The sequence below is a fragment of the Undibacterium sp. FT79W genome (assembly GCF_014284215.1).
Lineage (GTDB): Bacteria > Pseudomonadota > Gammaproteobacteria > Burkholderiales > Burkholderiaceae_D > Undibacterium > Undibacterium aquatile.
Map to the genome: position 1 here is coordinate 136,406 of NZ_JACOGB010000006.1, position 26,995 is coordinate 163,400.

Below are 26,995 nucleotides of genomic sequence, written 5' to 3' on the forward strand. Positions count from 1 at the left end.
GGGTTGGACATAGTCCAACCCATTCGTTGTTGCGCTGGGAATACTCCCCGGGAGCATTGTCAGTGCTTGCGGTTCAGTGCGCGCCAGCCGATATCGCGACGGTATTGAGCACCGTCAAAATGAATTTTTTCAACAACATCGTAGGCATGTTTTTGCGCAAGTTTGACTGTGTCGCCAAGGCCGACCACGCACAAAACCCTGCCGCCATTGGTACTGAGTACCTTGTCGTTCAGCACGGTGCCAGCATGAAATGTAACACTGTCAGGCGTTTCTGTTGGAATACCCGTAATTTTGTCACCTTTACGTGGTGCATCGGGGTAACCGGCCGCGGCCATCACGACACCCATCGCTGTGCGTCTGTCCCACTCAAGTTCTACGGTGTCCAGCGTGCCGTTGACAGCATGTTCCATCACACTGACCAGATCGGTTTTCAAGCGCGCCATGATAGGCTGAGTTTCAGGGTCACCCATGCGGCAATTAAATTCCAGTGTCTTCGGTGTGCCGTGCTCATCAATCATCAACCCAGCGTACAGAAAGCCGGTGAATACGATGCCGTCTTTTGCCATGCCCTGTACTGTCGGCACAATGATCTCGCGCATCACGCGGGCATGTAACTGTGGAGTGACAATCGGTGCTGGAGAGTATGCACCCATACCGCCGGTATTCGGGCCTTCATCGTTATCCAGTAAGCGTTTATGATCCTGGCTGGTTGCCAACGGCAAAATATTTTTACCGTCCACCATGACGATGAAACTGGCTTCTTCACCGGCTAAAAATTCTTCAATGACAACGCGTGCGCCTGCGTCACCGAGCTTGTTGTCGGACAGCATCATGTCAACGGCCGCATGTGCTTCATCCAGACTCATCGCCACCACAACACCTTTTCCCGCAGCGAGACCATCCGCCTTAATGACGATAGGAGCGCCTTTGGTAGAGATGTAATCGTGCGCTGCCTGAACGTCAGAGAACGTCTGATATTCGGCGGTTGGAATCTGATGACGATGCATAAATGCTTTGGCAAAGTCCTTGGAACTTTCCAGTTGCGCAGCTTCTTTCGATGGACCAAAAATCTTCAGACCACGGTCGCGGAAAATATTGACGATGCCTGCTGCCAGCGGAACTTCCGGGCCAACGACGGTCAGTTCAATCTGCTCTTGCTGAACAAAATCAGCAAGTGCGGAGGGATCAGTGATGTCGATATTTTTGAGACGAATGTCCGTTGCAGTTCCACCGTTACCAGGGGCAACGAAAATTGTCTGTACCCGCTCAGATTGAGCAAGTTTCCAGGCAAGAGCGTGTTCGCGGCCACCAGAGCCGACAACCAGAATTTTCATATTATTCTTCTACGATGGCGTTGGTATAAACTTCTTGTACGTCGTCCAGATTTTCAAGTGCATCCAGCAGTTTCTGCATTTTGGCCGCATCTTCACCGGTAAAGACTGTTTCTGTCGCAGGTTTCATCGTGACTTCGGCAACTTCCGGTTTGAAACCAGCAGCTTCGAGTGCTGCGCGTATATCTGACAGATCAAATGGCGCGCATAATACTTCGATACCACCTTCTTCATCGGTAACCACATCATCTGCACCTGCCTCAAGCGCGGCTTCCATCAACGCATCTTCGTTTGTCCCCGGCGCAAATAACATCTGGCCGCAGTGTTTAAACATGAAAGCAACAGAACCTTCCGTGCCCATGTTACCGCCGTATTTATTGAACGCATGACGTACCTCGGCAACTGTGCGGACGCGGTTGTCGGTCATACAGTCAACGATCAGTGCTGCACCACCAATGCCGTAGCCTTCGTAACGAACTTCTTCATAGTTTGCGCCTTCCAGAGTCCCAGCACCGCGTTGTATCGCGCGCGTGACGTTTTCTTTCGGCATATTGGCATCTGCAGCTTTATCAACGGCAAGGCGCAGACGTGGGTTGGAATCGACGTCTTCTCCGCCCATACGCGCTGCCACGGTAATTTCTTTAATCAGACGCGTCCAGACTTTGCCGCGTTTTGCATCGGTAGCCGCTTTTTTATGCTTGATATTGGCCCATTTACTATGTCCTGCCATGGTCGCTCTTTCCTGAATTAGCAATTGCTGAGCCATCTGGTCAGCGGTTTTGCCTAGCTTAGTTTGATATTGAAGACGCGCATTTTATCATACTGGCATGGTGGAAAATGGCGAAATCAACAGTCCGATAGGCTTATAGACACACTAATCATCCGTCTGAATAATCCTTCAAAGCAGCCCCGTTATGGCAAGAAGTGGTGACGTTGAACCTTGTGTACGCACTGCCTTGTTGGCCTGAGGTTTTTCGCCCGTTGTTGTGTTGTCGCGGTTTCCGGATATGTCTTCCGCATGCGATGCATGACCTCGCTTTTTCGCCATTTTGCTGACGCGTTTGCAAAAAAATGATGCCACCCGCGCATTGCGTTTTGGGTCGGATGTTGCAAGTTGCCTACAAAAAACGTGTACTAATTATTTGCGATTGCGGCTATTCCAGTCTGTTCTGCAGTAAATGAGGTGTTCTCATTTCTCAGTTTTCCTCTTATTTCGTCAGATGGCCTTACAATTCCGGTATGCATTCACAACAACCGAACTCTCATACGCGGCAGCATTATCTTGGTGGACTCGCCATAGCCATTGCCGGCGCCATTCTGTTTTCAACCAAAGCCATCGTTGCCAAGCTCATATACCGGTATCAGGTTGACGCAGTCACTCTGATTACTTTTCGCATGGCTTTCTCGTTGCCGATTTTTGCGGCGATCGCCGTCTGGCAAATGAGGAATTCGTCACCTTTGTCTGTTTCAGACCGGTGGCGCTTGGTTGGGTTGGGATTGGTTGGCTATTACCTTTCCTCATTTTTAGATTTTCTGGGCTTGCAGTACATCACTGCCGGGTTGGAGCGTTTGATACTGTTTCTCACCCCTTCATTTGTTCTGCTGATGTCGGCGGTATGGTATCGACGGAAAGTCTCGATGCTGGAATGGGCGGCTTTGGTTGTCAGTTATTTTGGTATCGTCCTGGTGTTTTTACACGATCTTGAGTTTGGTGGAAAAGACGTCTTGCTGGGCTCGGCGATGGTACTGGGAGCAGCCGTTTCTTATGCTGTTTATCTGATTCAGTCCGGGCAAATGGTGCGTCAACTGGGTTCTTTGCGGCTGGTTTCTTATGCGATGTGCGTATCCAGCGTTGCCTGCATAGGCCAGTTCTTTGCGTTGCGTCCAGCTTCCATGTTACTGCAGCCAGCTCCGGTTTACTTTTTATCGGTCATTAATGCGATATTTTGTACGGTATTGCCCGTATTTCTGACCATGATTGCAGTGCAGCGTATAGGTGCGGCGACTGCCTCACAAGCGGGGATGATAGGTCCGGTCTCCACCTTGTTCCTGGGCGCTTTTTTTCTCGCTGAGCCGATTACCGGCTGGCAGATAGCTGGTACGGTGTTAGTGATGGGCGGGATGTATTTGTTAACCAGAAAAAAAATGTAGGAGCAAATATGGTCAAAGCAATCAGGATGCGCAGTGTAGGTGGTCCCGAAGTAATGGAATACGTGGATGTTGAGTTAGGTAAGCCGGGGCCGGGCGAAGTGCTTATCCGGCATAAGGCATGTGGCCTCAACTATATCGATGTTTATTTTCGTACCGGTTTATATCCTCAAGCTCTTCCCGCAGGCTTAGGTATGGAAGCCGCTGGCGTCGTTGAAGCGGTCGGCGATGGTGTGCTTCATGTTGTTGTCGGCGACAGGGTTGCGTATGCAGGCCGGCCTTTAGGCGCATATTCAGAGGCGCGGGTCATGCCGGCTGCACAATTGGTTCGCCTGCCTGACAGTATTTCGTTTGAGACTGCAGCGGCAATGATGTTGCAGGGACTGACGGTACAGTACCTGTTTCACCGTACCTATCCACTTAAGGGCGGAGAAACCATACTCTTTCATGCCGCCGCCGGGGGAGTGGGCTTGATTGCCTGTCAGTGGGCGCGCGCAATTGGTGTCAATATGATAGGAACCGTAGGGTCAGACGAAAAAGCGGCGCTGGCAAAAGCGCATGGATGTGCTCATGTTATTAATTACAATAAGGAAAACTTTGTCGAACGCGTAAGGGAAATTACGGAAGGCAAAGGTGTCTCGGTCGTTTATGATTCTATCGGCAAGGATACGTTCACCGGCTCTCTGGATTGTCTTGCTCCGCTTGGAATGATGGTCAGTTTTGGCAATGCTTCGGGCCCTGTCCCTGCGTTTTCGCTGAGTGAGCTTGCCTCACGTGGCTCTTTGTTCATTACCCGGCCGAGTTTGATGAATTACACTGCAAACAGAGTTGATCTGGAACAGATGGCGTCACATTTGTTTACGATGGTTGAAAGCGGAAAAGTTAAAATCGACATCCGCCAGCGTTATCCCTTGAGTGAAGTTGCCCGTGCACATCAGGATCTGGAGGCACGCAGAACAACAGGGTCGAGTTTATTGATTCCATAAGGCGATTAACTATGCTTCCGAAAGAAACAGAAAGACCATCGGCAGATGATGGGCGTCCGAAGTTTGGACGTCTGCTGCTGGTTTTGTTTGCTGCCGTCATGTTGATCGTGCTGATTACGCTGGCGACTGAGGCTTACTACACGAATTAAGTGCACCGGAAAATCTCTTCATGATGAACCGCTTGCTTACCTGAATGACGTTTCGATCTTTTCATACACCGAGTCTCGAATTATGGATACTGTTCCTTTAAACACCGCCAAAGTCAGTGAGTTTTCGAGTTCGAGTCGTTTGCTGATGTTGCAAAGTCTGGTACCTGTTGCCACCAATCTTGTTTCGTCGCAACTAGAGGCATTTACATCGCGATTAACGGATGCCTTGTTTAAAATTTCTGACCAGACATTACAGCCGGAAGAGGCAGCAAACAGTTTTCAGGCTTGTCAGTTACTGAAGCGCAACCAGACCACTTTTTACCGTTTGTTGGCATCGCAGATTTCAACGATGCTGATGAAAGAAGTCGGCGCGATTAATACGCGCAAACGGCTCAAAGACAATCACGATATCAAGGATATTTCTCTCGTCACTTTCGAGGAAATGGAAAATAAAGTTCTGACCAATAATCTGACGAAATCGCTGGAGGTAAACAGCGCAGAAAAATTGGTGGAGCTGAATTGCCGTATCGGCCTGGTGATGAAGCGCACGCCAATTACTGTGTCGCAAAATCCTTTTCGCCCAGAGATCTTTGTCAATGCGGTGTTGCAGGCCTGGATGGAGCTGGAATCAACGACAGTGACGCCGCATCTGATTATACGGATCATGCAACCGGATTTATTTCTGAATTTAAGTTCTGTTTATCAGGGATTGAATGATGCGTTGGCTGAGCGCGGTATCGTCGTCGATACGGATGCCGTGAAGCGGGAAAACAAAAAACGGCATGCCCCGCTGAAGAGTGAGGATCTTGATTCACGCGATCCTTATCTGCAAAATAAATTAAGAAATATTTTCTATCCTCAGGCGTCTAAAGAGCGAAATCAGTCAGGCGGTGTTGGTGCGGTTGCGCAAGATGGTGCGGGTCAGTCAGGCCCCCTTCAGTCATGGTTGCCTGCGGGCGCTGGTGGGGCGGTGGATACGGTAACGATAGATCGTCAGTTCTTTGATTATCTGACTGGGATGCAAAAGCAGATTCAGCAAAACCAGTTGGCGCAGCCGGAAGACCGATCGCACCTGCGTCGTTTAACACAAGAAGCTTCTGCGGGCGAATTAACCCATATTGATCAGAATACGATAGAACTGCTGGCCAGAATCTTTGATTATGTGTTCAGTGACGACAGTATTCCGGAAGAAATTAAAAGCCTGATCGGACAGCTGCAGATACCGACTCTGAAGGTTGCTTTGCTCGATAAAGATTTCTTTTTTAAAGAAAATCACCCTGCGAGAGTATTGATTGATACCCTCGCAAAATCCAGCGTACTGCTGGGGAATGATGCAACCAGTGAAGATCCTTTGTATCAGATGATAGAAGGCATCGTTGATCGGGTTCAGCAGGATTTTGATCAGCAGATCGAGTTGTTTTCTGATGTGGTTGCTGATCTGGAGGCATTTCTTAAAAGTGAAGAGGCGCAGACCGAACAGGCAATTTCGGAGCCGGTAGAACAAGCGCTGAAGCAGGAAAAAATGCGTCTGGCGCGCGAGTTTGCCGAAAATGACGTCGCGATTCGTACCGACACTGGAGAAGTTGCCGGATTTGTTGAAGAATTTTTGCGTAAGCAGTGGATACGGATTCTGACCATTGCACACAATGTAAAAGAAGAAAAGCCAAACGCGCTCGAAAATGCGTTGCGGACGATGGATGATCTGATCTGGAGTCTGAAACCGAAAAATACATCCGAAGAACGCAAAGAGTTGGTCAGTAAGCTTCCTGCAATGCTGACTTTGCTGAACGCCTGGTTGAATGCGATCAAATGGGATGAGCCTGATCGGGTTTTATTTTTTTCCAAATTGGCCGAGCGCCATGCTGCCATTGCCCGGGCTCCGTTAGAGTTGTCACCACGCCGTCAACTGGAAATCGCCGTCAATATTGCGCAACGTGCGAGCGAAAAAAGACTGAACCGTCATTTCGTCGATCAGAATGAACAGGAAGTGGACGAGTGGGGGAAAATGGTCGAGGGATTGGAGCGTGGTGTCTGGTTTGATTTCACGACCACTGCAGGTGTTACGAATCGCTTCAAACTGGCATGGGTGAGTCCGAAACGGACCCGCTATATTTTTACAAACCGTCAGGGACACGATTCGTTTTCTATATCTCGCGAAGAATTGCTGGCGCAGTTGCGGAATGGTGATGCCACGATTGTTTCCGCTGAATCAATCGTGGATCGTGCACTGGTTGAGGCTTTGCGCGATCCACCGAATTAAACTGATGCGCTTATTTTTTTAATGGCAGTTCTACAGTTCTTGTGCTGCCATTGATACCCGGAAAACCCTGCAAGGCACTTTCTATCAGATAAGGCATCTGTTCAGAGATTTGCTGATTCAATTGTTCCGTGCTGACTTTAATGTCCGCCAGTTTTTTTCCGCTTTGAAAGTCGCTGATGTTGATTTCCAGTTGATGCAGATAGTAACGCCGGACACTGAAATCAAGGTTTCTGCTCATGTAGTACGGGCTGCCGAAATAATACGGCGAGTAAGGCGAAAAGCGATAGCCGCGACTGAAATGCATTTGCCAGAATGGGTCATACATTGCCGGAGCCCATGGCGCAGACACCTGAATTTCACCCAGGCTCGTTCCGTACTGCATGCCGATTTTTAATGCAGGCGTTACTCCCGCGGTGATTTCCTGAAAACCGTGCAAACCTAGTTGTTGTCTGAGTTCCTCTTCATACAATTTGTATTCTGGATTGTTTTCCTGAGACGGCGATCTTTCGACGATATACGAGGTCGCTTGTTTATTTCCCGGCCATTCGTGAAACACACTGACCTGGCTGGTGAACGTGCTGGCACACCCTGCCAGCAATGTACTGATGAAGATGATGGTCCAGGATAAGAAACTTTTCATGGCTTTACTCCAAATCTTAAGATAGTTTCATGATAGCGATCATTCAGCATCGTTGCAGAAATTTTTGTATTGATTTGTATATGAAAGCGCCGCGCTCAGGCAACTGATAACGGCAATTCAGATCCAAGGTTTTCAATAATTTGATGCGTTCAAGACAGGCAATAAGCAGATGTCATTCTGTATTTATTGCACTATCTTTCTCTGGTTTAAGGTGTTGCGCTTTTTGTCTTGGTAAAATGGTGGTCTCACAAAGTTCATAAGACTTTGATTTATACTATTTTCGCGAGATTCCAAGGCCATGCGTAACGATACCGTCATCACTCCTCAAGCCATACTTCGTCAAGACTACGTTGCCCCGGGTTACTGGGTTGATACTGTAGAAATGGGTTTTGATCTGGACCTCAAATCTACCCTAGTCGCTAACCGTATGGTCATGCGCCGCAATCACGCGAGTATGGAAAAAGATCTGGTGCTGTCCGGCGAGTCCCTGAAATTGGTGCAGTTGCGTTTGAACGGCGTGAAGCTGAAGAAAGCTGATTATCAGATTGATGGTGAGACGTTGCGCATTCCAAATGCACCGGATGAGGTGACACTGGAAATCACAACGCAGATACAACCTTCGAAAAATACTTCCCTGTCTGGTTTGTACGCATCCAAAGGAAATCTCATTACACAGTGTGAGGCCGAAGGTTTTCGCAAAATTACCTGGTTCCCTGATCGTCCTGATGTCATGGCGAAATATACGGTCATGCTGCGCGCTGATAAAAAGAAATTCCCGGTATTACTGAGTAATGGCAATCTGATTGATGAAGGCGATCTTGATGACGGACGTCATTTTGCGAAGTGGGAAGATCCGTTTAAAAAACCTTCGTATCTGTTTGCTTTGGTTGCCGGAACCCTGGTTTGTCAGGAAGAAAAATTCAAGCTGAAATCGGGACGCAAAGCATTACTGCAAGTCTGGGTGGAAGAAGGTAACCTCGACAAAACCCAGCACGCCATGGACTCGTTGAAAAAGAGCATACGCTGGGACGAAGAACGTTTCGGGCTGGAACTCGATCTAGACCGTTTTATGATCGTCGCCACTGGTGATTTCAATATGGGCGCGATGGAAAACAAGGGGCTGAATATTTTTAATACAAAATATGTATTAGCGAATTCCAGCATCGCCACCGACATTGATTATGCGGGTATCGAATCCGTGGTGGGACATGAATATTTCCACAACTGGACCGGTAACCGGGTGACTTGCCGCGACTGGTTCCAGTTGTCTTTAAAAGAAGGTCTGACTGTGTTCCGTGATCAGGAATTCTCTGCCGATCTGGTCGGCACGACGACCGGGCGCGCTGTTAAACGTATCGAGGATGTACGTGTGCTGCGGCAGGTGCAGTTCTCCGAAGACGCTGGCCCTATGGCGCATCCGGTACGACCAGATTCCTTCGTTGAGATCAATAATTTTTATACGGTGACGATTTACGAAAAAGGTGCCGAAGTTGTTCGTATGTACTACACCTTGCTCGGGCATGATGGCTTCCGTAAAGGAATGGATCTGTACTTTGAACGCCACGATGGTCAGGCGGTTGAGTGCGATGATTTCCGTGCCGCGATGGCAGATTCCAGCGGGCGTGATCTGACTCAGTTTGAGCGTTGGTACAGTCAAGCCGGTACTCCACGTGTCAGCGTGGTGACGGCTTATGATGCCGAAGCACAGACTTACGATATCAAGCTGACGCAGTCTTGTCCGGCCACTCCGGGTCAGGAAAAAAAATTACCGTTTCATATTCCTGTTGCGATGGGTTTGCTTGACGCAGAGGGAAAAGATATTCCCTTGTATTGCGATGACTACCCGGCCCAGGCGGGTGCTACGAATCTGGTCATCGAACTGACTGCGGCATCGCAAACCTTCCGGTTTAATAAAGTCGCCAGCGAGCCTGTGCCATCCTTGTTGCGTAACTTCTCGGCGCCAGTTGTACTGGATATTGATTACACCGATGAAGAGCTGGGATTGTTGTTGGCGAATGACAGTGATCCGTTCAACCGCTGGGAAGCAGGGCAGCGCCTTGCCACCCGCCGTCTGGTTAAATTGACGAAAGCGCTGCAGGCAGGTGAAGAACTCTCGCTCGATGACTGGTTCATCAATGCATTGCGCAACACACTGAACGACGAGTCTCTCGATCCGGCATTCCGTGAGCTCATGCTGACGTTGCCATCCGAAGCGATGATTGCAGAAGCATTTGATGTGGTCGATCCACAAGCGATACATACCGCTCGTCAGTTTGTCCGTGCGACGATCACCCGTCATTTGAAAGCAGATTTACTGCATGCCTATGAAACCCATCAGACACCGGGTAAATACCGTCCTGATGCTGTATCGATGGCGAAACGTAGTCTGAAAAATTTGGCACTTTCATACTTACTCGAATGGGCAGATGAAAGCACTTTCGATCTGGGGTATGTGCAATTCAAAGAAGCTGCAAACATGACGGATCGCCTGGCGGCATTGGCAGCACTGACAAACTTCAATGGTACTGAAAAGCAGAAGAAAAAATCAGAGAAAGCGCTGCGACGCTTCTTCAAAGATTTCAAGAAAGAAGATCTGGTGATCGATAAGTGGTTCATGCTGCAGGCAACGGCACATACAACGGGCGTAGAAAAAGTAAGAGAATTAATGCAGCATCCGGCTTTCACCTTAACGAATCCGAATCGCACGCGCAGTCTGGTATTTAACTTCTGCAACGCAAACCCATCGCAGTTCCACGCGCCAGATGGCAGTGGCTATGCGTTGTGGGCTGAATTGGTGATCGCGCTGAATAAGATTAATCCACAGGTGGCTGCCCGTCTTGCACGTAGCCTCGACAGATGGAAAAAATATCCGATTGGTTTGCAAGCACAGATGAAAGCAGCTTTGCAAAAAGTGTCGGCGACGAAGAAATTATCCAAGGATGTCGCTGAAGTCGTCAGCAAAGCGCTCGCTGTATAAGTTTGTCTTTGGTATTTGCCGCCACATAGGCAATCTGCGGGTCGCGGGCCAGAAAGCAGCCAACACCCGCATGTTTGCTTAGCCATTTGATTATTGAATTTAAGTTTTTAACATAAGGAACATCATGAAACGTGTCAGTCTGACCCAGTATCTGGTTGAAGAGCAGCGTCTGAATAATTCTATTCCCGCAGAGTTACGCTTACTGATTGAAGTCGTCGCCCGCGCCTGTAAAACCATCAGTCATGCGGTCGGTAAAGGTGCGCTCGGTGAGGTTTTGGGCAGCGCCGGCAGCGAGAACATTCAAGGTGAAGTACAAAAGAAACTGGATATTTTATCTAACGAGATTTTGCTCGAAGCAAATGAGTGGGGTGGCCATCTGGCCGCAATGGCATCCGAAGAAATGGAAACCATACACCCGATTCCGAATCGTTATCCTATGGGCGAATACATGCTGTTATTCGATCCGCTTGATGGCTCCAGCAATATCGATGTGAATGTTTCTATCGGTACGATTTTTTCAGTCCTGAAGGCACCGGAAGGAATGGCCGCACCAACCGAGCAGGATTTTCTGCAACCGGGCAGCAAGCAGGTTGCAGCCGGATATGCGGTATATGGCCCGCAGACCGTGCTGGTGCTGACAACTGGAAATGGTGTTAATTGCTTCACGCTGGATCGTGAAATGGGTTCCTGGGTGCTGACACAAAGGAATATGCAGATTCCTGCGGATACCAAGGAATTCGCCATTAACACATCGAATTCACGTCACTGGTATCCGCCAGTTACGCGCTATGTCGATGAAATGCTGGCAGGTGTGACTGGTCCGCGTGAAAAAGATTTCAATATGCGCTGGATTGCTTCTATGGTGACCGATGTGCATCGCATCTTGTGTCGCGGTGGCATTTTCATGTATCCGGCCGATAAACGCGATACCGAGAAGCCAGGTAAGTTGCGCCTGATGTACGAAGCGAATCCTATGTCATTTATCGTTGAACAAGCCGGTGGAGCCTCGACGGATGGTAAACAGCGGATGCTTGACGTTCAGCCGACAGCTTTACATCAGCGTGTCGCTGTTTTCCTGGGTTCTAAAAACGAAGTTGAACGCGTGACCCGTTATCATCAGGAGTGATGAGCCTGACCATAGAAAATAAAAAAAGCGGAGCGAGATGCTTCGCTTTTTTACATGGCGCTGTCACAGAATGCCTGTATTTCTTTGAAAATTACTGAATTTTGCAAAAAATACGGCGAATTTCATGGAGGGGTTTATAATTTCACTATGTGCTGTATCAAATTAATCTTTCGCCACCAAAATTTCGGGCTCATCGGAACTAATCCGTTGCAGGCGAATCATAAAAGGTTATGAATCAAGTTTCTATTTCAGCTTATCCAGGCAACCTTCACCAATCTCAGGCAGGTAACTGGCGTCCGGTCGTTCTGGCGGCGCTGGTCCATGTTTTGTTGTTAGGTTTTTTGTGGATCGGTGTGAGTTGGCAAAATAAAGAGTCAACAGCAGTCGAAGCTGAAGTCTGGGACATGACGACGCGCGAAGCCGCACCGGTTGCTGTAGAAATCCCCCCGGCACCACCGCCAGAGCCAGAACCTGTCAAATTAAAAGACATTCCCCCACCACCTCCCGTAGTAAAAGCCGACTTGCTAAAGGAAGATCCTGAGATCGCTTTGCAGCAAGAGAAAAAACGCCTGCTCGCAGAAAAGAAAAAAGCCGAAGAACATCAGCGCGCGTTGGCTGAGGAAAAACGTCAGGCAGAGCAGGAGTTGCAGGCGAAAAAAGACAAAGAGCGTGAAAAATTACGCGAAAAAGAGCGCGAACAGGAAAAAGAGCGTCAGAAAGAAAAAGACAAAGAAAAAGAACGCGACAAAGAAAAAGCAGAGAAACAAAAATTAGCGGATCAAAAAGCGCAACAGGCGAAAGACAAAGCCGCCAGCGACAAGCTGTTTAAAGAAAATATGCAACGTTTGTCAGCACAAGCGGGTGTGACTGGTAGCGGTGGAACAGGTACTGCCGCAAAATCAACCGGAAATAACCGGGGTGATCCAAGCTATATGGCGAAAATTGCCGCTAAAGTTCGCTCAAATACCATTTACAGTGGTGTTGATGCAGTTGCTGGTAATCCGACAGTTGAGTATAGAATTGAGCTGATTCCCGATGGCTCTCTGCGCGGCGCGATTAAAAAACTGAAGTCGTCAGGTAATCTGGCGTTTGACGATGCGGTAGCAAAAGGAATAGAAAAATCGGCTCCTTTTCCTAAAGATAAAAATGGTCAGGTGCCCGGAACCCTGGATTTTGCATACAAAATGAAGGAAGAGTGATAGTTAATGATGTCTTTTTTGAAAAAAATTATTGTTCGTGTCGCGCTCGCCTCCGCGACTGGCAGCATGTTGATTGCGCCAGCCAGTGCGCAGTTGCGTATTGAAATTGCGGGTGTGGGATCGAGTCAGATTCCGGTGGCGATTGCCGCATTTGCGGATGAGGCTATGACGCCGCAGCAAATCACCAGCATCATTAAAGACGATCTGAATCGCAGCGGTTATTTCAAAATTATCGAGGCTGGTGCGGTCATCACTGAAACCAGTCCGGTTAATTTTGATGAGTGGAAAAAGCGCGGCGCCGAAGCGCTGGTGGTCGGCAGTGTGCAGCGTCTTGCAGATGGTCGTTTTGATGTCCGCTACAAGTTGCTCGATACGATGAAATCGGCCTCCTTATCCGGCTTCTCTGTTGCGGCAACACCTGAAAATACACGCAAGACCGCACATAAGATTGCGGACGATATTTATGAAAAGCTGACCGGCGTGCGTGGTGCATTCTCGACGCGTATTGCCTATGTGACCAAGGCCGGGCGCGAGTATCGACTTGAAGTTGCTGATGCTGACGGCGAAGGTGTCCGTGTGGCATTGCGTTCCAATGAACCGATTATTTCACCATCATGGTCGGCGGATGGCACCAAGGTCGCCTATGTGTCGTTTGAAGCGAAAAAACCTGTGATCTGGGTGCAGAATCTGATGACCGGTGAACGTAAGGTGATTGCGAATTACAAAGGCAGCAATTCGGCACCAGCATGGTCCCCGGATGGCTCAAAGTTAGCAATTGCATTGTCACGTGATGGTTTGACGCAGATATATTCCGTCAATGCGGACGGGTCTGGTTTGCAACGTCTGACCAGTAGTAGTGGCATTGATACCGAGCCACAGTTTTCAGCCGATGGACAGTCAATTTATTTCCTGAGTGACCGCAGCGGCGGCCCGCAGATCTATCGTATGAACAGTAACGGTGGAGAAGCCAAGCGCGTGACTTTCAGCGGGAGTTATAATATAACGCCGCGGATCTCACCGGATGGTCGCACTTTAGCTTATATCTCGCGCCGCGAAGGTAAGTTTCAGTTGTATGCGCTTGATTTAGTCAGTGGTCAGGAACAAAGACTGTCAGATACAAGTAAAGACGAATCCCCAAGTTTTTCGCCAAATGGTCGCTACATCATGTACGCAACCGAATCTGGGCGACGTGGTGCTTTGGCAGTGGTTTCTGTCGATGGTAAAGTTAAGCAAAAATTGACGGTGCAAGCCGGAGATATTCGGGAGCCCACCTGGGGTCCTTTCATGAAATAAGTTGTAATCACTTTTTTTTAATCAGGAGAGAAAATGCGCTTCACATCCCAATCCAAAACTCTGGCTATGCTGGTTTCCAGCGTTGTTCTGATGACTGCTTGTGCTTCTAAAGTACCACTCGAAGACAAAGCAAAAATCGAAGAAAAACCAGTTGCAACAACTCAGACTCCGGCTGACCCAAATGCTGTTAAAACAGTTGATACTGGTTCTGTCGATCCTTTGAACGATCCAAAAGGTGTATTGGCGAAACGTAGCGTTTATTTCGACTTCGATAGCTATGTCGTTAAAGATGATTACAAATCTGTGGTTGAAGCGCACTCCAAATATCTGAGCACAAACAAAGGCCGTAAGATCCTGATCCAGGGTAATACCGATGAACGTGGCGGCAGCGAATACAATCTGGCTCTGGGTCAGAAACGTGCTGAAGCTGTTCGTAAATCTATGAGTCTGTTGGGTGTTTCTGAAGCGCAAATCGAGGCAGTGTCTTTGGGTAAAGAAAAACCAAAAGCAGAAGGCCACGATGAAGCAGCTTGGGCAGAAAACCGCCGTGCTGATATCGTTTATCAGTAATAGCAGCGTAGTTTAAAAGTGCCCTTGGCGGTCTTTTGAGCTTATTTGACGCCGGATTCCTCACTCAGGATATCCGGCGTCTTTCATTCTATTTTTGATTGCTATGAAATTGACCTCTATTCGTCGTTCTTTTGCCATGGCTGCTCTGTCAGCGGCTTTTTCCACTGCCCTGATCCCTTCGCTGGCATCGGCAGGAATTTTTGATGACGATGAAGCGCGTAAAGCGATTCTGGATTTACGCTCTAAAGTAGATGCAGTAAATCTTCGTCTGGATAATAAACTCGATACCAAAGCGGACAAAGGTACAGCGCTGGATCTGGCTAATGAAAATGAACAGCTGCGTGCTGAGATAGCTAAGTTGCGCGGACAGGTGGAAGTGTTGGCGAATGACATCGCCAATACCCAGCGTCGCCAGCAGGATTTTTATGTCGATCTGGATAATCGCCTGCGTAAGATTGAGCCTAAGCGCCTGACGGTCGACGGCAAAGAGGCAACGGTAGAGCCAAATGAACAGCGCGCTTACGACAATGCGCTCAGTTTATTTAAGGCCGGTGATTATAAAAATTCAGTGACATCGTTCAGCAGTTTTCTGGTGGCGTATCCGCAGTCAGCCTTTGCTGGTTCGGCTCAGTACTGGATGGGCAATTCATACTATGCACAGCGTGATTGTAAGAACACGATTGTGGCTATGCAACAACTGGTGAAAGTGTATCCGGATCACCCCAAGGCGCCTGATGCGTTGTTAAATATTGCTGGTTGCCAGACTGAGATGAAAGATAAAAACGCGGCTAAGAAGACGCTGGAAAGCCTGATTGCGCAATATCCGGAAAGCGAAGCGGCGCATGCAGCGAAGAACCGTATGACATCGGCGAAGTAAGTCTGACAAGGATTTAATCCTGTTCATGCCATTGACAGCGGCCTGAAAACACCATATAATTTCGGTCTTTCGGGTCGTTAGCTCAGCTGGTAGAGCAGCGGACTTTTAATCCGTTGGTCGCAGGTTCGAATCCCGCACGGCCTACCACGAATACAAAAAGACTTATGTCATGTAAGTCTTTAATTTTTTTAGCAAGTTTTGGGTCGTTAGCTCAGCTGGTAGAGCAGCGGACTTTTAATCCGTTGGTCGCAGGTTCGAATCCCGCACGGCCTACCAAAACAAAAGGACTCAGGTGTATGCCTGAGTCCTTTTTTGTTTTTCCAATCATGACGAGAGAAGCCGTGACCGGCACAATGCAAACTTTTGTATTGTTCTCCCATCGCCTGTGAATTGGAATTATCATTCCTGATTAGCTTAGCGGACAGTCCATCATGAAAAAGCCTGTAGTCAAAAAAAACAAACAAAACAAATCAGACGGGCAAAGCGGGCAGGATGCGGCAGATCACAATGAAAAGCATGAAATCCGCCCCGGCCAGTCGCTGGAGTTACTCAAAGAGCTGCATATCCTCACGCGCGATGGCAAACTGAATCAGGATAGCCGCCGCAAGCTCAAGCAGGTCTATCACTTATATCAATTCATCGAGCCTTTGCTGGAAACCCTGCAAAAAGACCATGCCGATATCAGTCTGGTCGATCATGGGGCAGGGAAGTCCTATCTCGGCTTTATTTTGTATGACCTCTTCTTTAAAGTCGGCCAGTCGCAAAGCAAAGCGCATATCTATGGGATTGAAACCCGCGATGAACTGGTGCAGCGATCGACAGAACTTGCCCGGCGTCTCGATTTTCCCGGTATGTCTTTCCTGACTTTATCCGTGGCAGAGTCGATTACCTCAGACCAGTTGCCAGACCAGATTGATATCGTCACCGCTTTGCATGCATGTGATACAGCGACGGATGATGCGATACAGTTTGCCTTGAAAAAGAAGGCTAAATTTATGGTGTTGGTACCTTGCTGCCAGGCTGAAGTTGCCGCTGAATTGCGCAAAAATAAAAGCGATGCGGTGCGCAATAATCCTTTATCTGAAATGTGGCGTCATCCTATACATACGCGCGAGTTTGGCAGCCAGATTACCAACGTGTTGCGTTGCCTGCAGTTAGAGGCGCATGGCTATCAGGTTCGCGTCACTGAGCTGGTAGGATGGGAGCATTCGATGAAAAATGAATTGATCATTGCTGAATACAAAGGTCTGCCTGCGAAACGTCCGGCAGAGCGGCTGGCGGAAGTGCTGAAGACGACGGGGCTGGAAACTATGCAGCGACGTTTTTTTGTCACACCGTAAATTTGTCGTCACTTGCAGGTCATAAAAAATGATTAATATCATTTTCACTCTGACGTGCTGTATCTCTCTCATGGTATTGATAGTAAAGGATAGAAAACATGCTGGCTGCCGTTGACCTTGGTTCCAACAGTTTTCGTTTGCACATCGCCCGTCATGAAGGTGATGCGATTCGTGTCGTTAAAAGTGCGCGTGAGCCTATCCGTCTGGCGGCCGGGCTCGATGCGGATGGTAATCTGACGCCGCAGGCGATACAAAATGCGGTTGATTGCCTGGCGCGCTTCCGTGAAATTCTGAATGCCTATCCGATTGACAGTGTTCGTGTTGTCGCGACGAATACGATACGTATCGCTAAAAATTCTGCCGCCATTCTGCCGCGAGCCGAAGCAGCGATTGGTCATCCGATTGACGTAATTTCCGGTGAAGAAGAGGGTCGCCTGATTTACATGGGCGTATCGAATGCGATTCCTGTGCCCGATGAGCGCCGTCTGGTGATGGACATCGGCGGTGGCTCGACGGAAGTGATACTCGGACGTGGGCACGAGATCATCAAGGTGGAATCGTTCAGCATAGGCACCGTCAAGCATAGCGCCAGTTTTTTTCCGGATGGACGTCTGACGGAAGCGGCTTTTGAAGCGGCTATTCTTTCCGCAAGATCGATGTTTGAAGATGCTGCGCCACCATATCAGCCGCAGCACTGGCGCAAGGCTTACGGTTCATCTGGCACGATGCGGGCGATTGCCGATGCGATCGTCAACAATGGTCTGGGCGATGGCAAACTGACTTTAAAAAGTCTGAATGCACTGAAACAATACTGCATCCGCTGCGGACAACTCAGCGAACTTGAATTGAACGGCATCAAACCCGAGCGCGTCGCTATGGTGATCGGTGGGCTGGCGATTCTGATCGGGCTGATGCTGGAATTTAACATCGAAGTATTGTTGCCGGTTGAAGCTGGTCTGCGCATGGGCGTCATGTGGGACTTGTATTTACGTGCGACCAAACGCGACCGGCGCGAAGTCTCGGTGCAGAAAATTACCCAGCTTTTCCATATCGACATGTCACGTGCCAATCGCGTTGCAGATATGGTGAAATCGATTTATCAGCAACTCAAACCGGCATCCGATACCTATTTGCGCTTGTTGTACTGGAGTGCGATGTTGCATGAAGTAGGCATGGTCGTTTCTCACACTGGTTACCATAAGCATGGCGCCTACATGATAGAAAATGCCGACATGGCGGGGTTTACCACCAGCGAGCAAAGGATCATGAGTAAGCTGATCCTCAGTCAGAAAGGTAATTTGCGCAAAATCAGTGAAGGCCTGACTGAAATGGATTTTGCCAAAGCGGTGCTGGCATTGCGTCTGGCCGTGATGCTGATGCATTCACGCGCAGAAATTGACTATGAAGATATTCGTCTCAAAATGAAAAAGAATATCGAACTCGACATGCGCCGCGACTGGGTTTCTCTGCATCCGACGGTGGCTTACTGGTTGCAAAAAGAAACCGAATGCTGGCGTGAGGTTGGCATGGATTTTCTGGTGCGGGCAAATGTCTGAAGTCATAGAAAACAGATTGATAAAAAAAAGGCTCGCAACATGCGAGCCTTTTTTATGAGCTTTTTTATGAGCTTTTTTTATCAACCTGCACCAGATCCTTCGTCACAGCAGTTCGTGCTGATACGTTTAAAATTCTTCCCAGTCTGAGTTTTCTTTCGTTGTTGCTGGTTTTGTTGTGCTCGCACGTTTCGTTGTACTCGCAATTTTTTTCAACGGCTGCGCCTGACGCTGGCTGGCGATCCGTGGCGATGCTTTTACTGGTGTCGTATGTGTCGCACGTGTTGTGTGCGGCGATGACGCGCTGATCGTTGTTTGTGACGCGTCCAGCTTGAACATGCTGACCACGTTCGCCAGATTTCTGGCCTGGTCTTGCATCGCGGCTGAAGCCGCGGCCGCTTGTTCTACCAAGGCGGCATTTTGTTGCGTGACCTGATCCATCTGGATGATGGCCTGATTCACTTGTTCTATGCCAGACTGCTGTTCATGGCTGGCCGCCGTGATTTCGCTCATCACATCTGTGATGCGATTGACGCCGGTGACAATTTCCTGCAACGCGAGGCCCGCTTCACCTACTTGTTGTGAACCCAGCCCTACCTTTTCAACCGAATCATCAATCAGTGTTTTGATTTCTTTCGCGGCTGCGGCGGAACGCTGTGCCAGATTGCGGACTTCTGACGCGACGACCGCAAATCCGCGTCCCTGTTCACCGGCGCGCGCTGCTTCCACTGCCGCATTCAGAGCGAGAATATTGGTCTGAAAAGCGATGCCATCAATCACACTGATGATGTCGACAATTTTCTTCGAGGAGCCGTTAATGGCTTCCATCGTATTGACCACCGTTGTGCCCGCCACGGAACCCTTGGCAGCCACATCGGCGGTGGATAATACCAACTGATTAGCCTGGCGGGCATTTTCCGCATTTTGTTTGACGGTCGATGTCAGCTCTTCCATGGAAGCTGCTGTTTCTTCGAGCGAGCCAGCCTGTTCTTCGGTACGCGCTGATAAATCCAGATTGCCTGAGGCAATTTCGCTGGAGGCGGTTGCGATCATATCGGTGCTCTGACGTACCTCGCCAACCACTTTGGCGAGACTCTGGCGCATGCTCTTCATCGCGAACAGCAGGCTGTCCTGATCGTTTTCACGGGTGTGGACATCTATCGTCAGATCGCCGGCGGCAATGCCTTTCGCGATGTCGGCCGCATATTCCGGTTCGCCGCCGATGGCGCGCTCAATATTGCGCGCCACGATCACGATGATCGCACTCAAGATGATGCCGATACCTGCCAGCAAAAAGATGGCATTCCACAGATCTTTGATGAAGGCATCCGTCAGGTCGTCGAGGTATAAGCCGGTGATGAAGGTCCAGTCCCACGGCTTATAGGTCAGAACGTAGGCGCCTTTGGGAAATACCTGCTTAGGATCTGCATTGCCCGGTTTGGTCCAGACGTACTCTACCCAGCCTTCACCTGCACCTTTGGCAATGGTTGCGACATTCCGATAGAAAAACTGGCCGCCCGGGTCTTTGAAGTCACTGACATCTTTACCGATGAGTTCGGCTTTGATCGGATGCATCACCACAGTCGGGTGAGAGTTGATCACGGTGTAGTAACCATCTTTGCCGTAGCGCATGGCCTTGAGGCGCGCCAGCGCTTGTTTCTGGGCTTCTTCCAGCGGCATCGCGCCAGAACTGACCAGCGCCGCGTACTCTTTCACTGTTGACATACCGACGTCCGTCGCAAAGCGCAATGCAATCTGTCGCTCTTCAAAGCGTTGTGCTTTATTTTGCAATACATTCACCGTGCTGATACCGAGCAGGCAAAGCCAACTGATGATGAGTGGTAAATAAAGTTTGCTGCGAAAGCTGAGTTTCATGTCTCTTCCTGTCTTGTTAAAGAAAATTTTTTCTTAGGGGGGGTACAAATGTGGCATATTTTTTTGTGATATGAGGCAGGGGTAAAAAACACCTCATCGTTCACGGTTTGCAGTCACTGTCCGATTCAGATTAATTCAGCCCGGCCGGACGCTGGCAGATAAAGATCGGGTAACTTTATCGAAACCGATTTAGGCAATCAAAGCGATCAATTCTATATAAAGCACTATGTTAATATAGAAACGTTGATTTATATCAACATTGCGGCAATAACAACAAAATCCAGTTAATTTCGATCTTTTGCTTGATCTGCTGGCATGGTGTGTTGAAACACGTTTGTTTTTTGATTGATACCTCTCGCCATTCAGCATTCTGCTCTGCTTTGGATTTGTAAAACGTGTTCTGGGTTCGTGTTTTTTGGTAAAAGTAGGGAGTATGTTCAATTTTCGCTTAAATCTCTTTGAATCTATTGGGTGTTAGAAAATACTCCCCCCAGTATATTTTTCGTTAAATTGACCTGCTGCCATCAAATAGCAGTCAGACTGACTATCAATCTGGTAAACAATCCAGCAATAAAAAAACGACGATCGCCATCGCGTATCGTCGTTTTTCTTCTGTGAGATTTCTGAGGATTGTTGCTAAGTTTCAGCTCAGATCAGAGACCGGCAGAATCAGAAATCAAACTGTGCAGACAGTTTGTAAATCCGTGAGGCGCCCGGCAGCAAGTAGCCGCCGAGGGATTGCGTGACATCGCGCCAGTAGAATTTATCGAATGCATTGTCGATATTAAAGCGCAAGGTCGTCGCGGTGCCGGCAATGCTGGTCACGTAACGCGCACCCAGATTCACGACCTGATAGCCGGGCACAATCACCGCGTTATCCGGCGAATAGGCTTTATTGCCGGAATACTGCCAGCTCGCATTCAGATTCAGCCCTTTGACTTGCGCCACAGCGTAGTCGGCATAGATGCTGGATTTCAGCTTAGGTACGTTCAACACGCGTTTGCCATCGAGCGCGGCATTTCCGGTGTCTTGCTGTTTCGCTTCCAGCGCGGTGATGCTGGCGCCGAGGTACAGTTGCGAACTTAATTTGCCCTGTGCTGCGAGCTCCAGCCCGGTATGTTGCGCTTCGCCATTCTGTACATAAACGTTGGCGCTGTTGGTATATTCGAGTGGTTTCTGAATGCGGAAAACAGCCGCAGTGATGCTCAGATCACGGTTCAGATCGCTCTTGATACCGAACTCCAGTTGTTTCGAGCGTGCCGGATTCAGCATGACATTCTGATTGCTGGTGCCGAAAGGGGAGATGCCGCCATGTTCCAACCCTTGCGCAAACGAACCGTACAAAGACATGGATTGCACAGGTTGATAGACCAGCGCAGCATTCGACACCCAGGCATTGCGGTCATAGCCGGGATTATCGAGTTGGGTGCGCTCTATATGCAGATGGCGCACGCCGGCGTGCAGTTTCCAGGCATCGCTGAGGCTGATGATGTCTTGAGCAAATACCGACCATTCTTTATCGGTGCGACGTAAGCTGGCCGCTCCCGGCTGATTTGGCGATGGTGCAACGGCAACCGGGTTATACAAATTGCTGGTACCAGCGTAATCGTAAATGTAATCGCCAAAATAATCTTTGCGGCGGGAAGTGGATAAACCTGCTGCAAACGTATGGGCGAATACGAAGGTGTTAAATTTACCGCTGAGCAGCGCCTGGGTGCCGGTCATCGATTTCGACTCATTCAGGCTGCGATAATCATACACATCGTAATCGCCATTCGCGCAATAGCCCGGGGCCAGATTGGCAGAACTGCAGCCATACGGAAACGCGGTGTAATCGTCGCGTTTGAATTCATGCTGATTTGCCGCAAAGCTGGCGTTCCAGTCGGCGTTGATTTTGTATTCAAAACGCACGCCCACATTGGTGTTGCGGGTATCGACCGGTTTCGCCCACGGCTGTTGATTCAGCATCATATCGGCGCTGATATTGCGTGGCAGATCGGTGCCATTCGTGAGCTGGAAGCCCGGCACTGAGAGCTGTGATTTGTGCTGATAATCGAGATCGAGTTGCAGCAAAGCCTGCGACGACAAATGCCAGTCGAACGCGCCGGAAATAAACTGGCGCTCACCATTCGCCCCTTTGACATACGAGCGCAGGCGTTCGCCTGCGGCATTGATGCGATAACCGAATTGGCGGTCGGCGCTCATGCCGCCCAGATCGGCACTGCCATACAAAGTGCCGCGTTCTGACATTTCAGTGGTGATGCTGCGCAGTGCGGATGTGGTCGGGCGCTTGGTCACATAATTCAGTATGCCGCCCGGCGTGGCAAAGCCAGACTGGAATCCGGAAATACCTTTGAGGATTTCAACGCGTTCTTTATTTTCCAGCGGAATCGAGGCATCGCCCGGAATCGCAAAACCATCTTTGCGATAGCTGCTGGAATTATCCAGCGCAAAACCGCGAATCGAGAATTGCTCGGCATAGCCGATCGCGTTATAGGCGTCATTCACGCTGGCATCGAATTTCATCGCATCGGTGGTCTGGCGTATGCGCAAATCCTGCATTTGCAGCGTCGTCCACGCGGTGACCGAAAACGGTGTCTCGATCAGTGCGGTATCCAGAAAACCGGCGGCTTTGGTGCGTTCGGCTTTGGCATCGCTGAGCCGGTTGCCGCTGACGACGACTTCAGGTAAGTCTTTTTCAACGGATTGCGCGTGCGCCGCGTTCCATGCAAATGCCTGTGCGACAGCAATCGCGATCAACGATAAACGGCGTGGATGAAGATGATGTGCAGATGGGTTTTTCATGTTGTACTCTCGGTTGCGGTGAAGTACAGCGCGGGAGTACACAAAAGGACGTGGCAGAGGCATGAACTTTGCGCTTCCCTTCGCTGGCATTATCCAGATCAGGTATAAGGGACTCTCTCACCCGGAAAAACATTTCCAGGACCCCTAGCGAAGGCGCCACTTTAACATGAATCGTTTAGCTCAATAAAAAAAAGCACACCTGGTGTGCTTTTTTGCCTCAAATATACTGGGGGGAGTATCTTAAAACCCCCAGCAAATACGCTGAGATTTGGTGCAATCAGGCTTATACTCCCTGTTTTTTGGCTGCGAAGCTGATCCACATGCCTTCCATGGAATACACCAGCAGCGCCGCCCAGATCGCAATGAAGCCGAGCAATTTATGCTGATCAAACGCTTCGTGAAACACCCAGATGCCGAGTAAAAGTTGCACGCTGGGCGCGATGTATTGCAGTAAACCGAGTGTCGTCATCGGAATCCGGCGGGCACCGGCGGCGAACAGTAACAGCGGTATCGCCGTGATCGGGCCGCTGAGTGCGAGCAATATCTGCATGTGGCTGTCTTGTACAAGAAACGCATTTTGCCCATGCAAAGTCAGCCACGCCAGATAAGCGAAAGCGAAGGGAAACAGCAGTATCGTTTCCAGCGACAAGCCTTCCAACGCGCCCAGTGAGGATGTTTTACGCAACAGACCGTAAGTGCCGAAGGTGATCGCGAGCGCTAAGGCCACCCAGGGCAGATGGCCGGTTTGCCAGGTCAGCCAGGCGACACCAAGCGCCGCAAAGGCGACGGCCAGCCATTGACCCGGACGCAGCCTTTCCCGCAACACCGCCGAGCCGATCAGAATATTCACCAGCGGTGTAATGAAATAACCCAGACTCGCATCGACGACATGACCATCGTTGACCGCCCAGATGTAGATAAACCAGTTGCTCGACAAGAGCAGGGCGCTGAGCGTAAAACCGGCAATCACTTTCGGCTGGCGACGGACAGCGCTCAGCCATGACCATTGCTGACGCCAGGCGAGCACGCCGGCTAAAAACAGCAGCGACCATAACATACGATGGATCAGTATTTCTAAGGAGGGAACGCTTTGCAGTGCTTTGAAATACAGTGGAAACAGACCCCAGACGATGTAAGCGGAGCCTGCCAGGAAGATGCCTTTACGCATGTATCATATCCAGAAAAAAGCCGCACAGCGGCTGAGGCATGAATTATCCTCGTAAAGACAGAATCATGCTTGAGGGGTAACTATTTGTTGCGTTGAATTGTGCGGATAGTGGGCGGATAGTGGGCCGATAGAGGAGATGACTTGGGGGCGTAAGCCCGTTTTACTTTTCTCTGGCCGCAGCAATTTGCTTGCAGAGTGCTTCGGTGCCATCGAGTATGCGTGGCCCGGCGCGGTTCAGCCAATCGCCATTCACTGCGTACAGATGATTTTTCTTTGCTGCAGTCAGCACTGAAAACTGTCGCCACTCATTCAGGCTATCGGTGTTGCTGCCTCCAGTGATAATGGCATCCGGATTCGCCGCCAGCAAAGCTTCCACTGACACGGTGGGGCTGATTTCTTTCAGTGCACCAAAGACGTTTTTTCCGCCACATAAGCGTATCGCCGCCGAGACCATGTGCGTATCATTCAGCGTCATCAGCGGCTTGCGATTGACTTGATAAAAGACACTGATGGGTTTGTCGCGTGCGCTCTGATATTGTTTCTGAAGGTTGGCGAGCCGCAAACGGAATTGCTCTGCGGCCGCTTTACCAGCGGCTGGCGTGCCAGCCAGTATCGCCAGTCGTTCCAGCGAGGAGGCCACCATCTCGTAATCGCGAGGCTCACTCTCAAAAACGGTGATGTGATTGTCGCGTAATTTGTTAACCAGTAATTTGCCGCTACCTGTGCCCCACACCACTACGAGGTCAGGTTTTAAGGCCAGCAGTTTTTCCAGATCTAAGGCAAAGACATTGCCGACCGATGGCAAGGCCTTTGCAGCGGCGGGGAAATCGCTGTAATCACTGACGGCAACGATACTTTTTGCGGCACCAGCTGCAAATAATAATTCGGTCGCATGCGGCGCCAGACTGATGATTCTTTGCGCTGGTTTATCCAGCGTAATCGTACGCTGCGCATCGTCTTTGACACTGACCGCCGCCACACTGCTGGCGCTGACCAGCAGTGCAGGCAGTATGCAGACGCTGCCAATCAGCATGCGCAGGGATGTCATCAGATTTCCAGATTGTCGATCAGACGGGTATTGCCGAGCTTCGCGGCTGCCAGCACCACCAGCGGCGCGCCTTGCGCGATATCGCCAGCAGATGGCGGTTGCAGGTCGGCACGTTTGCGGATCGCAATGTAATCCGGTTTCCAGTGACGATTTGTGAGGCTGGCCATGGCTTTGCGTTCGAGTTCAAACATATCCAGATGACCGCCACGGACTTCTTCTGCAACCTGATTCAATGCCTGATACAGCGCCGGTGCTTCGGTCCGCTCTTCGGCAGAGAGATACATATTGCGCGACGATAAGGCGAGGCCGTCATCAGCACGGAAAGTGTCGGCGGCGATGATTTCGGTTGGCAAGGCAAATTGCTTGCTCATATTTCTGACGATCATCAGCTGTTGATAGTCTTTCTTACCGAACACGGCAACGCGCGGTTGTACGCAAGAGAATAATTTCAACACCACCGTGGTTACGCCAGTGAAAAAGCCGGGGCGGAATTCGCCTTCGAGAATATTGCCGAGATCGTCTGGCGGACGGACGCGGAATTCCTGCGGCTCCGGATACAGATCTTTTTCTGTCGGCGCGAACAAAATATAGACGCCTTCTTTTTCCAGCTTTTCTACGTCAGCCTGGAAAGTACGCGGATATTTGTCGAAATCTTCGTTCGGTCCGAATTGCAGACGATTGACAAAAATCGAGGCGACCACCGGGTCACCATGCTTTTTTGCCAGTCGCATCAGCGACAGATGGCCTTCGTGCAGATTGCCCATGGTTGGCACAAATGCCGTGCGTAACTGACCGCTCAGATGGTCGCGTAATTCTTCAATGGATGAAATGATTTTCATAATGAATGTGTGATGTTTCGGTTATCAATGATACTCAGACTGGCGAATAGGCGAGTCTGACGTAGATGGGCGCGAAGGCTTCGGCCTGCGTGATTTCTATCAGCGTTTCTTTCGCCAGTTCGAGCAAGGCGACAAAATTCACGACCAGTACCGGCGCGCCACGGGAAGGATCGAACAGTTCGGAGAATTCGACAAATTTAGTCGATTGCAGCTTGCGTAAAATACCGGACATGTGTTCGCGTACCGATAATTCTTCGCGGCTGATTTTGTGATGCGCCACCAGCGTTGCCCGCTTCATGATGTCGGCCCAGGCGGCTTGTATATCGGCGATTTCCACGTGCGGCCAGTGCAATACCGTGTTTTGCTCGACGAATACCTGCGCATGCAAAAAATCACGGCCTAATTGCGGTATCGCATTTAAATCGTAAGCAGCCAGTTTCATTTGCTCATATTCGAGCAGGCGTCGTACCAATTCCGCACGCGGGTCTTCAGCCTCGTCTTCGGCATTGCTTTTGGTGGATGGCAGCAACATGCGCGATTTAATCTCGATCAGCATGGCAGCCATCAGCAGATATTCTGCGGCAAGTTCCAGATTATGTTCGCGAATCTGATCGACATACTTCAGATATTGCAAGGTTACTTGCGCCATCGGAATGTCGAGAATATTGAAATTCTGTTTGCGGATCAGATACAGCAATAAATCCAGCGGCCCTTCGAATGCCTCCAGAAAAACTTCCAGCGCATCTGGCGGAATGTATAAATCATTCGGCAGCTTGAACAATGGCTCGCCGTACAGTCGCGCAAACGCCAT

At 49.7% G+C, this 26,995-nt stretch carries 21 protein-coding genes, 2 tRNA genes and 1 riboswitch; of the genes, 14 read left to right on the forward strand and 9 right to left on the reverse strand.

Annotated elements, in window-relative coordinates:
• Window positions 1-59: 59 nt before the first annotated feature.
• Both purD and H8K38_RS12070 read right to left on the reverse strand, forming a co-directional pair.
• Window positions 60-1,334 (reverse strand): phosphoribosylamine--glycine ligase, encoded by a 1,275-nt coding sequence (purD, locus tag H8K38_RS12065; protein ID WP_186885084.1) that lies wholly within the window; start codon window positions 1,332-1,334, stop codon window positions 60-62.
• Window position 1,335: 1 nt separating this feature from the next.
• Window positions 1,336-2,061 carry a YebC/PmpR family DNA-binding transcriptional regulator gene (locus H8K38_RS12070; RefSeq protein WP_186885085.1) on the reverse strand — a complete coding sequence of 242 codons (726 nt, stop codon included), beginning with the start codon at window positions 2,059-2,061 and terminating at the stop codon, window positions 1,336-1,338.
• Window positions 2,062-2,570: 509 nt separating this feature from the next.
• On the opposite strand from H8K38_RS12070, the gene H8K38_RS12075 reads away from it, so the two are divergent.
• The 4 genes from H8K38_RS12075 to H8K38_RS12090 all read left to right on the forward strand — a co-directional run bounded on the left by H8K38_RS12075 (window position 2,571) and on the right by H8K38_RS12090 (window position 6,874).
• Window positions 2,571-3,482: a DMT family transporter gene (locus H8K38_RS12075; protein ID WP_186885086.1), complete on the forward strand. Its 912-nt coding sequence runs from the start codon at window positions 2,571-2,573 to the stop codon at window positions 3,480-3,482.
• A gap of 8 nt (window positions 3,483-3,490) precedes the next feature.
• Window positions 3,491-4,465 (forward strand): quinone oxidoreductase, encoded by a 975-nt coding sequence (locus tag H8K38_RS12080; RefSeq protein ID WP_186885087.1) that lies wholly within the window; start codon window positions 3,491-3,493, stop codon window positions 4,463-4,465.
• Between the two features lie 11 nt (window positions 4,466-4,476).
• Window positions 4,477-4,614, forward strand: a complete 138-nt coding sequence (locus H8K38_RS12085; protein WP_186885088.1) for a hypothetical protein — start codon at window positions 4,477-4,479, stop codon at window positions 4,612-4,614.
• A gap of 82 nt (window positions 4,615-4,696) precedes the next feature.
• The gene (locus H8K38_RS12090) at window positions 4,697-6,874 is read left to right on the forward strand and encodes a DUF1631 family protein (RefSeq protein WP_186885089.1); all 2,178 of its coding nucleotides are present in this window, start codon (window positions 4,697-4,699) and stop codon (window positions 6,872-6,874) included.
• A gap of 10 nt (window positions 6,875-6,884) precedes the next feature.
• Here the strand turns inward: H8K38_RS12090 and H8K38_RS12095 are convergent, their stop codons facing one another.
• A complete protein-coding gene (locus H8K38_RS12095; RefSeq protein WP_186885090.1) occupies window positions 6,885-7,514 on the reverse strand; it encodes a DUF4136 domain-containing protein in 630 nt (209 codons plus the stop codon).
• Window positions 7,515-7,812: 298 nt separating this feature from the next.
• Here H8K38_RS12095 and pepN point away from each other — a divergent pair, with 298 nt between their 5' ends.
• From pepN to H8K38_RS12145, 10 genes are all read left to right on the forward strand, one after another.
• On the forward strand, window positions 7,813-10,491 hold the full coding sequence (pepN, locus tag H8K38_RS12100) for an aminopeptidase N (RefSeq protein ID WP_186885091.1): 2,679 nt from the start codon (window positions 7,813-7,815) through the stop codon (window positions 10,489-10,491).
• Between the two features lie 124 nt (window positions 10,492-10,615).
• Window positions 10,616-11,617, forward strand: coding sequence for a class 1 fructose-bisphosphatase (locus H8K38_RS12105; RefSeq protein WP_186885092.1), 1,002 nt, complete (start codon window positions 10,616-10,618; stop codon window positions 11,615-11,617).
• 230 nt (window positions 11,618-11,847) lie between these two features.
• A complete protein-coding gene (tolA, locus tag H8K38_RS12110; protein WP_186885093.1) occupies window positions 11,848-12,816 on the forward strand; it encodes a cell envelope integrity protein TolA in 969 nt (322 codons plus the stop codon).
• 66 nt (window positions 12,817-12,882) lie between these two features.
• Window positions 12,883-14,109, forward strand: a complete 1,227-nt coding sequence (gene tolB, locus H8K38_RS12115; protein WP_223827021.1) for a Tol-Pal system beta propeller repeat protein TolB — start codon at window positions 12,883-12,885, stop codon at window positions 14,107-14,109.
• Window positions 14,110-14,142: 33 nt separating this feature from the next.
• A complete protein-coding gene (pal, locus tag H8K38_RS12120; RefSeq protein WP_186885095.1) occupies window positions 14,143-14,679 on the forward strand; it encodes a peptidoglycan-associated lipoprotein Pal in 537 nt (178 codons plus the stop codon).
• Window positions 14,680-14,782: 103 nt separating this feature from the next.
• Window positions 14,783-15,556, forward strand: coding sequence for a tol-pal system protein YbgF (gene ybgF / locus H8K38_RS12125; RefSeq protein ID WP_186885096.1), 774 nt, complete (start codon window positions 14,783-14,785; stop codon window positions 15,554-15,556).
• 71 nt (window positions 15,557-15,627) lie between these two features.
• A tRNA-Lys gene (locus tag H8K38_RS12130) sits at window positions 15,628-15,703 on the forward strand.
• A 53-nt stretch (window positions 15,704-15,756) separates the two neighbouring features.
• A tRNA-Lys gene (locus H8K38_RS12135) sits at window positions 15,757-15,832 on the forward strand.
• Between the two features lie 155 nt (window positions 15,833-15,987).
• A complete protein-coding gene (locus H8K38_RS12140; protein ID WP_186885097.1) occupies window positions 15,988-16,896 on the forward strand; it encodes an SAM-dependent methyltransferase in 909 nt (302 codons plus the stop codon).
• 98 nt (window positions 16,897-16,994) lie between these two features.
• Complete coding sequence (locus H8K38_RS12145) at window positions 16,995-18,452, forward strand: Ppx/GppA phosphatase family protein (RefSeq protein ID WP_186885098.1); 1,458 nt, start codon at window positions 16,995-16,997, stop codon at window positions 18,450-18,452.
• A gap of 126 nt (window positions 18,453-18,578) precedes the next feature.
• Here H8K38_RS12145 and H8K38_RS12150 read toward each other — a convergent pair whose 3' ends face one another.
• From H8K38_RS12150 to H8K38_RS12175, 6 genes are all read right to left on the reverse strand, one after another.
• Window positions 18,579-20,324: a methyl-accepting chemotaxis protein gene (locus H8K38_RS12150; RefSeq protein WP_186885099.1), complete on the reverse strand. Its 1,746-nt coding sequence runs from the start codon at window positions 20,322-20,324 to the stop codon at window positions 18,579-18,581.
• Between the two features lie 669 nt (window positions 20,325-20,993).
• Window positions 20,994-23,129 carry a TonB-dependent siderophore receptor gene (locus H8K38_RS12155; RefSeq protein ID WP_186885100.1) on the reverse strand — a complete coding sequence of 712 codons (2,136 nt, stop codon included), beginning with the start codon at window positions 23,127-23,129 and terminating at the stop codon, window positions 20,994-20,996.
• A gap of 58 nt (window positions 23,130-23,187) precedes the next feature.
• A riboswitch (TPP riboswitch) is annotated at window positions 23,188-23,285 on the reverse strand.
• 127 nt (window positions 23,286-23,412) lie between these two features.
• Entirely contained in the window at window positions 23,413-24,297 is an 885-nt protein-coding gene (gene rarD, locus H8K38_RS12160) for an EamA family transporter RarD (RefSeq protein ID WP_186885101.1), read from the reverse strand.
• Window positions 24,298-24,457: 160 nt separating this feature from the next.
• On the reverse strand, window positions 24,458-25,345 hold the full coding sequence (locus H8K38_RS12165; RefSeq protein WP_255422946.1) for a cobalamin-binding protein: 888 nt from the start codon (window positions 25,343-25,345) through the stop codon (window positions 24,458-24,460).
• Window positions 25,345-26,184 carry a pantoate--beta-alanine ligase gene (gene panC, locus H8K38_RS12170; protein WP_186885102.1) on the reverse strand — a complete coding sequence of 280 codons (840 nt, stop codon included), beginning with the start codon at window positions 26,182-26,184 and terminating at the stop codon, window positions 25,345-25,347. Before panC ends, H8K38_RS12165 begins: the two co-directional genes overlap by 1 nt.
• Window positions 26,185-26,218: 34 nt before the next feature.
• Complete coding sequence (locus H8K38_RS12175) at window positions 26,219-26,995, reverse strand: ScpA family protein (protein WP_186885287.1); 777 nt, start codon at window positions 26,993-26,995, stop codon at window positions 26,219-26,221.

Bases quoted from the DNA above. Each gene is read 5' to 3' on its own strand.
- H8K38_RS12095 (WP_186885090.1), bottom strand. From the start codon at position 7,514: ATGAAAAGTTTCTTATCCTGGACCATCATCTTCATCAGTACATTGCTG.
- H8K38_RS12070 (WP_186885085.1), bottom strand. From the start codon at position 2,061: ATGGCAGGACATAGTAAATGGGCCAATATCAAGCATAAAAAAGCGGCT.
- H8K38_RS12175 (WP_186885287.1), bottom strand. From the start codon at position 26,995: ATGGCGTTTGCGCGACTGTACGGCGAGCCATTGTTCAAGCTGCCGAAT.
- H8K38_RS12155 (WP_186885100.1), bottom strand. From the start codon at position 23,129: ATGAAAAACCCATCTGCACATCATCTTCATCCACGCCGTTTATCGTTG.
- H8K38_RS12105 (WP_186885092.1), top strand. From the start codon at position 10,616: ATGAAACGTGTCAGTCTGACCCAGTATCTGGTTGAAGAGCAGCGTCTG.
- H8K38_RS12090 (WP_186885089.1), top strand. From the start codon at position 4,697: ATGGATACTGTTCCTTTAAACACCGCCAAAGTCAGTGAGTTTTCGAGT.
- panC (WP_186885102.1), bottom strand. From the start codon at position 26,184: ATGAAAATCATTTCATCCATTGAAGAATTACGCGACCATCTGAGCGGT.
- H8K38_RS12140 (WP_186885097.1), top strand. From the start codon at position 15,988: ATGAAAAAGCCTGTAGTCAAAAAAAACAAACAAAACAAATCAGACGGG.
- H8K38_RS12080 (WP_186885087.1), top strand. From the start codon at position 3,491: ATGGTCAAAGCAATCAGGATGCGCAGTGTAGGTGGTCCCGAAGTAATG.
- pepN (WP_186885091.1), top strand. From the start codon at position 7,813: ATGCGTAACGATACCGTCATCACTCCTCAAGCCATACTTCGTCAAGAC.
- H8K38_RS12075 (WP_186885086.1), top strand. From the start codon at position 2,571: ATGCATTCACAACAACCGAACTCTCATACGCGGCAGCATTATCTTGGT.
- pal (WP_186885095.1), top strand. From the start codon at position 14,143: ATGCGCTTCACATCCCAATCCAAAACTCTGGCTATGCTGGTTTCCAGC.
- purD (WP_186885084.1), bottom strand. From the start codon at position 1,334: ATGAAAATTCTGGTTGTCGGCTCTGGTGGCCGCGAACACGCTCTTGCC.
- H8K38_RS12150 (WP_186885099.1), bottom strand. From the start codon at position 20,324: ATGAAACTCAGCTTTCGCAGCAAACTTTATTTACCACTCATCATCAGT.
- H8K38_RS12165 (WP_255422946.1), bottom strand. From the start codon at position 25,345: ATGACATCCCTGCGCATGCTGATTGGCAGCGTCTGCATACTGCCTGCA.
- tolA (WP_186885093.1), top strand. From the start codon at position 11,848: ATGAATCAAGTTTCTATTTCAGCTTATCCAGGCAACCTTCACCAATCT.
- tolB (WP_223827021.1), top strand. From the start codon at position 12,883: ATGTTGATTGCGCCAGCCAGTGCGCAGTTGCGTATTGAAATTGCGGGT.
- ybgF (WP_186885096.1), top strand. From the start codon at position 14,783: ATGAAATTGACCTCTATTCGTCGTTCTTTTGCCATGGCTGCTCTGTCA.
- H8K38_RS12085 (WP_186885088.1), top strand. From the start codon at position 4,477: ATGCTTCCGAAAGAAACAGAAAGACCATCGGCAGATGATGGGCGTCCG.
- rarD (WP_186885101.1), bottom strand. From the start codon at position 24,297: ATGCGTAAAGGCATCTTCCTGGCAGGCTCCGCTTACATCGTCTGGGGT.
- H8K38_RS12145 (WP_186885098.1), top strand. From the start codon at position 16,995: ATGCTGGCTGCCGTTGACCTTGGTTCCAACAGTTTTCGTTTGCACATC.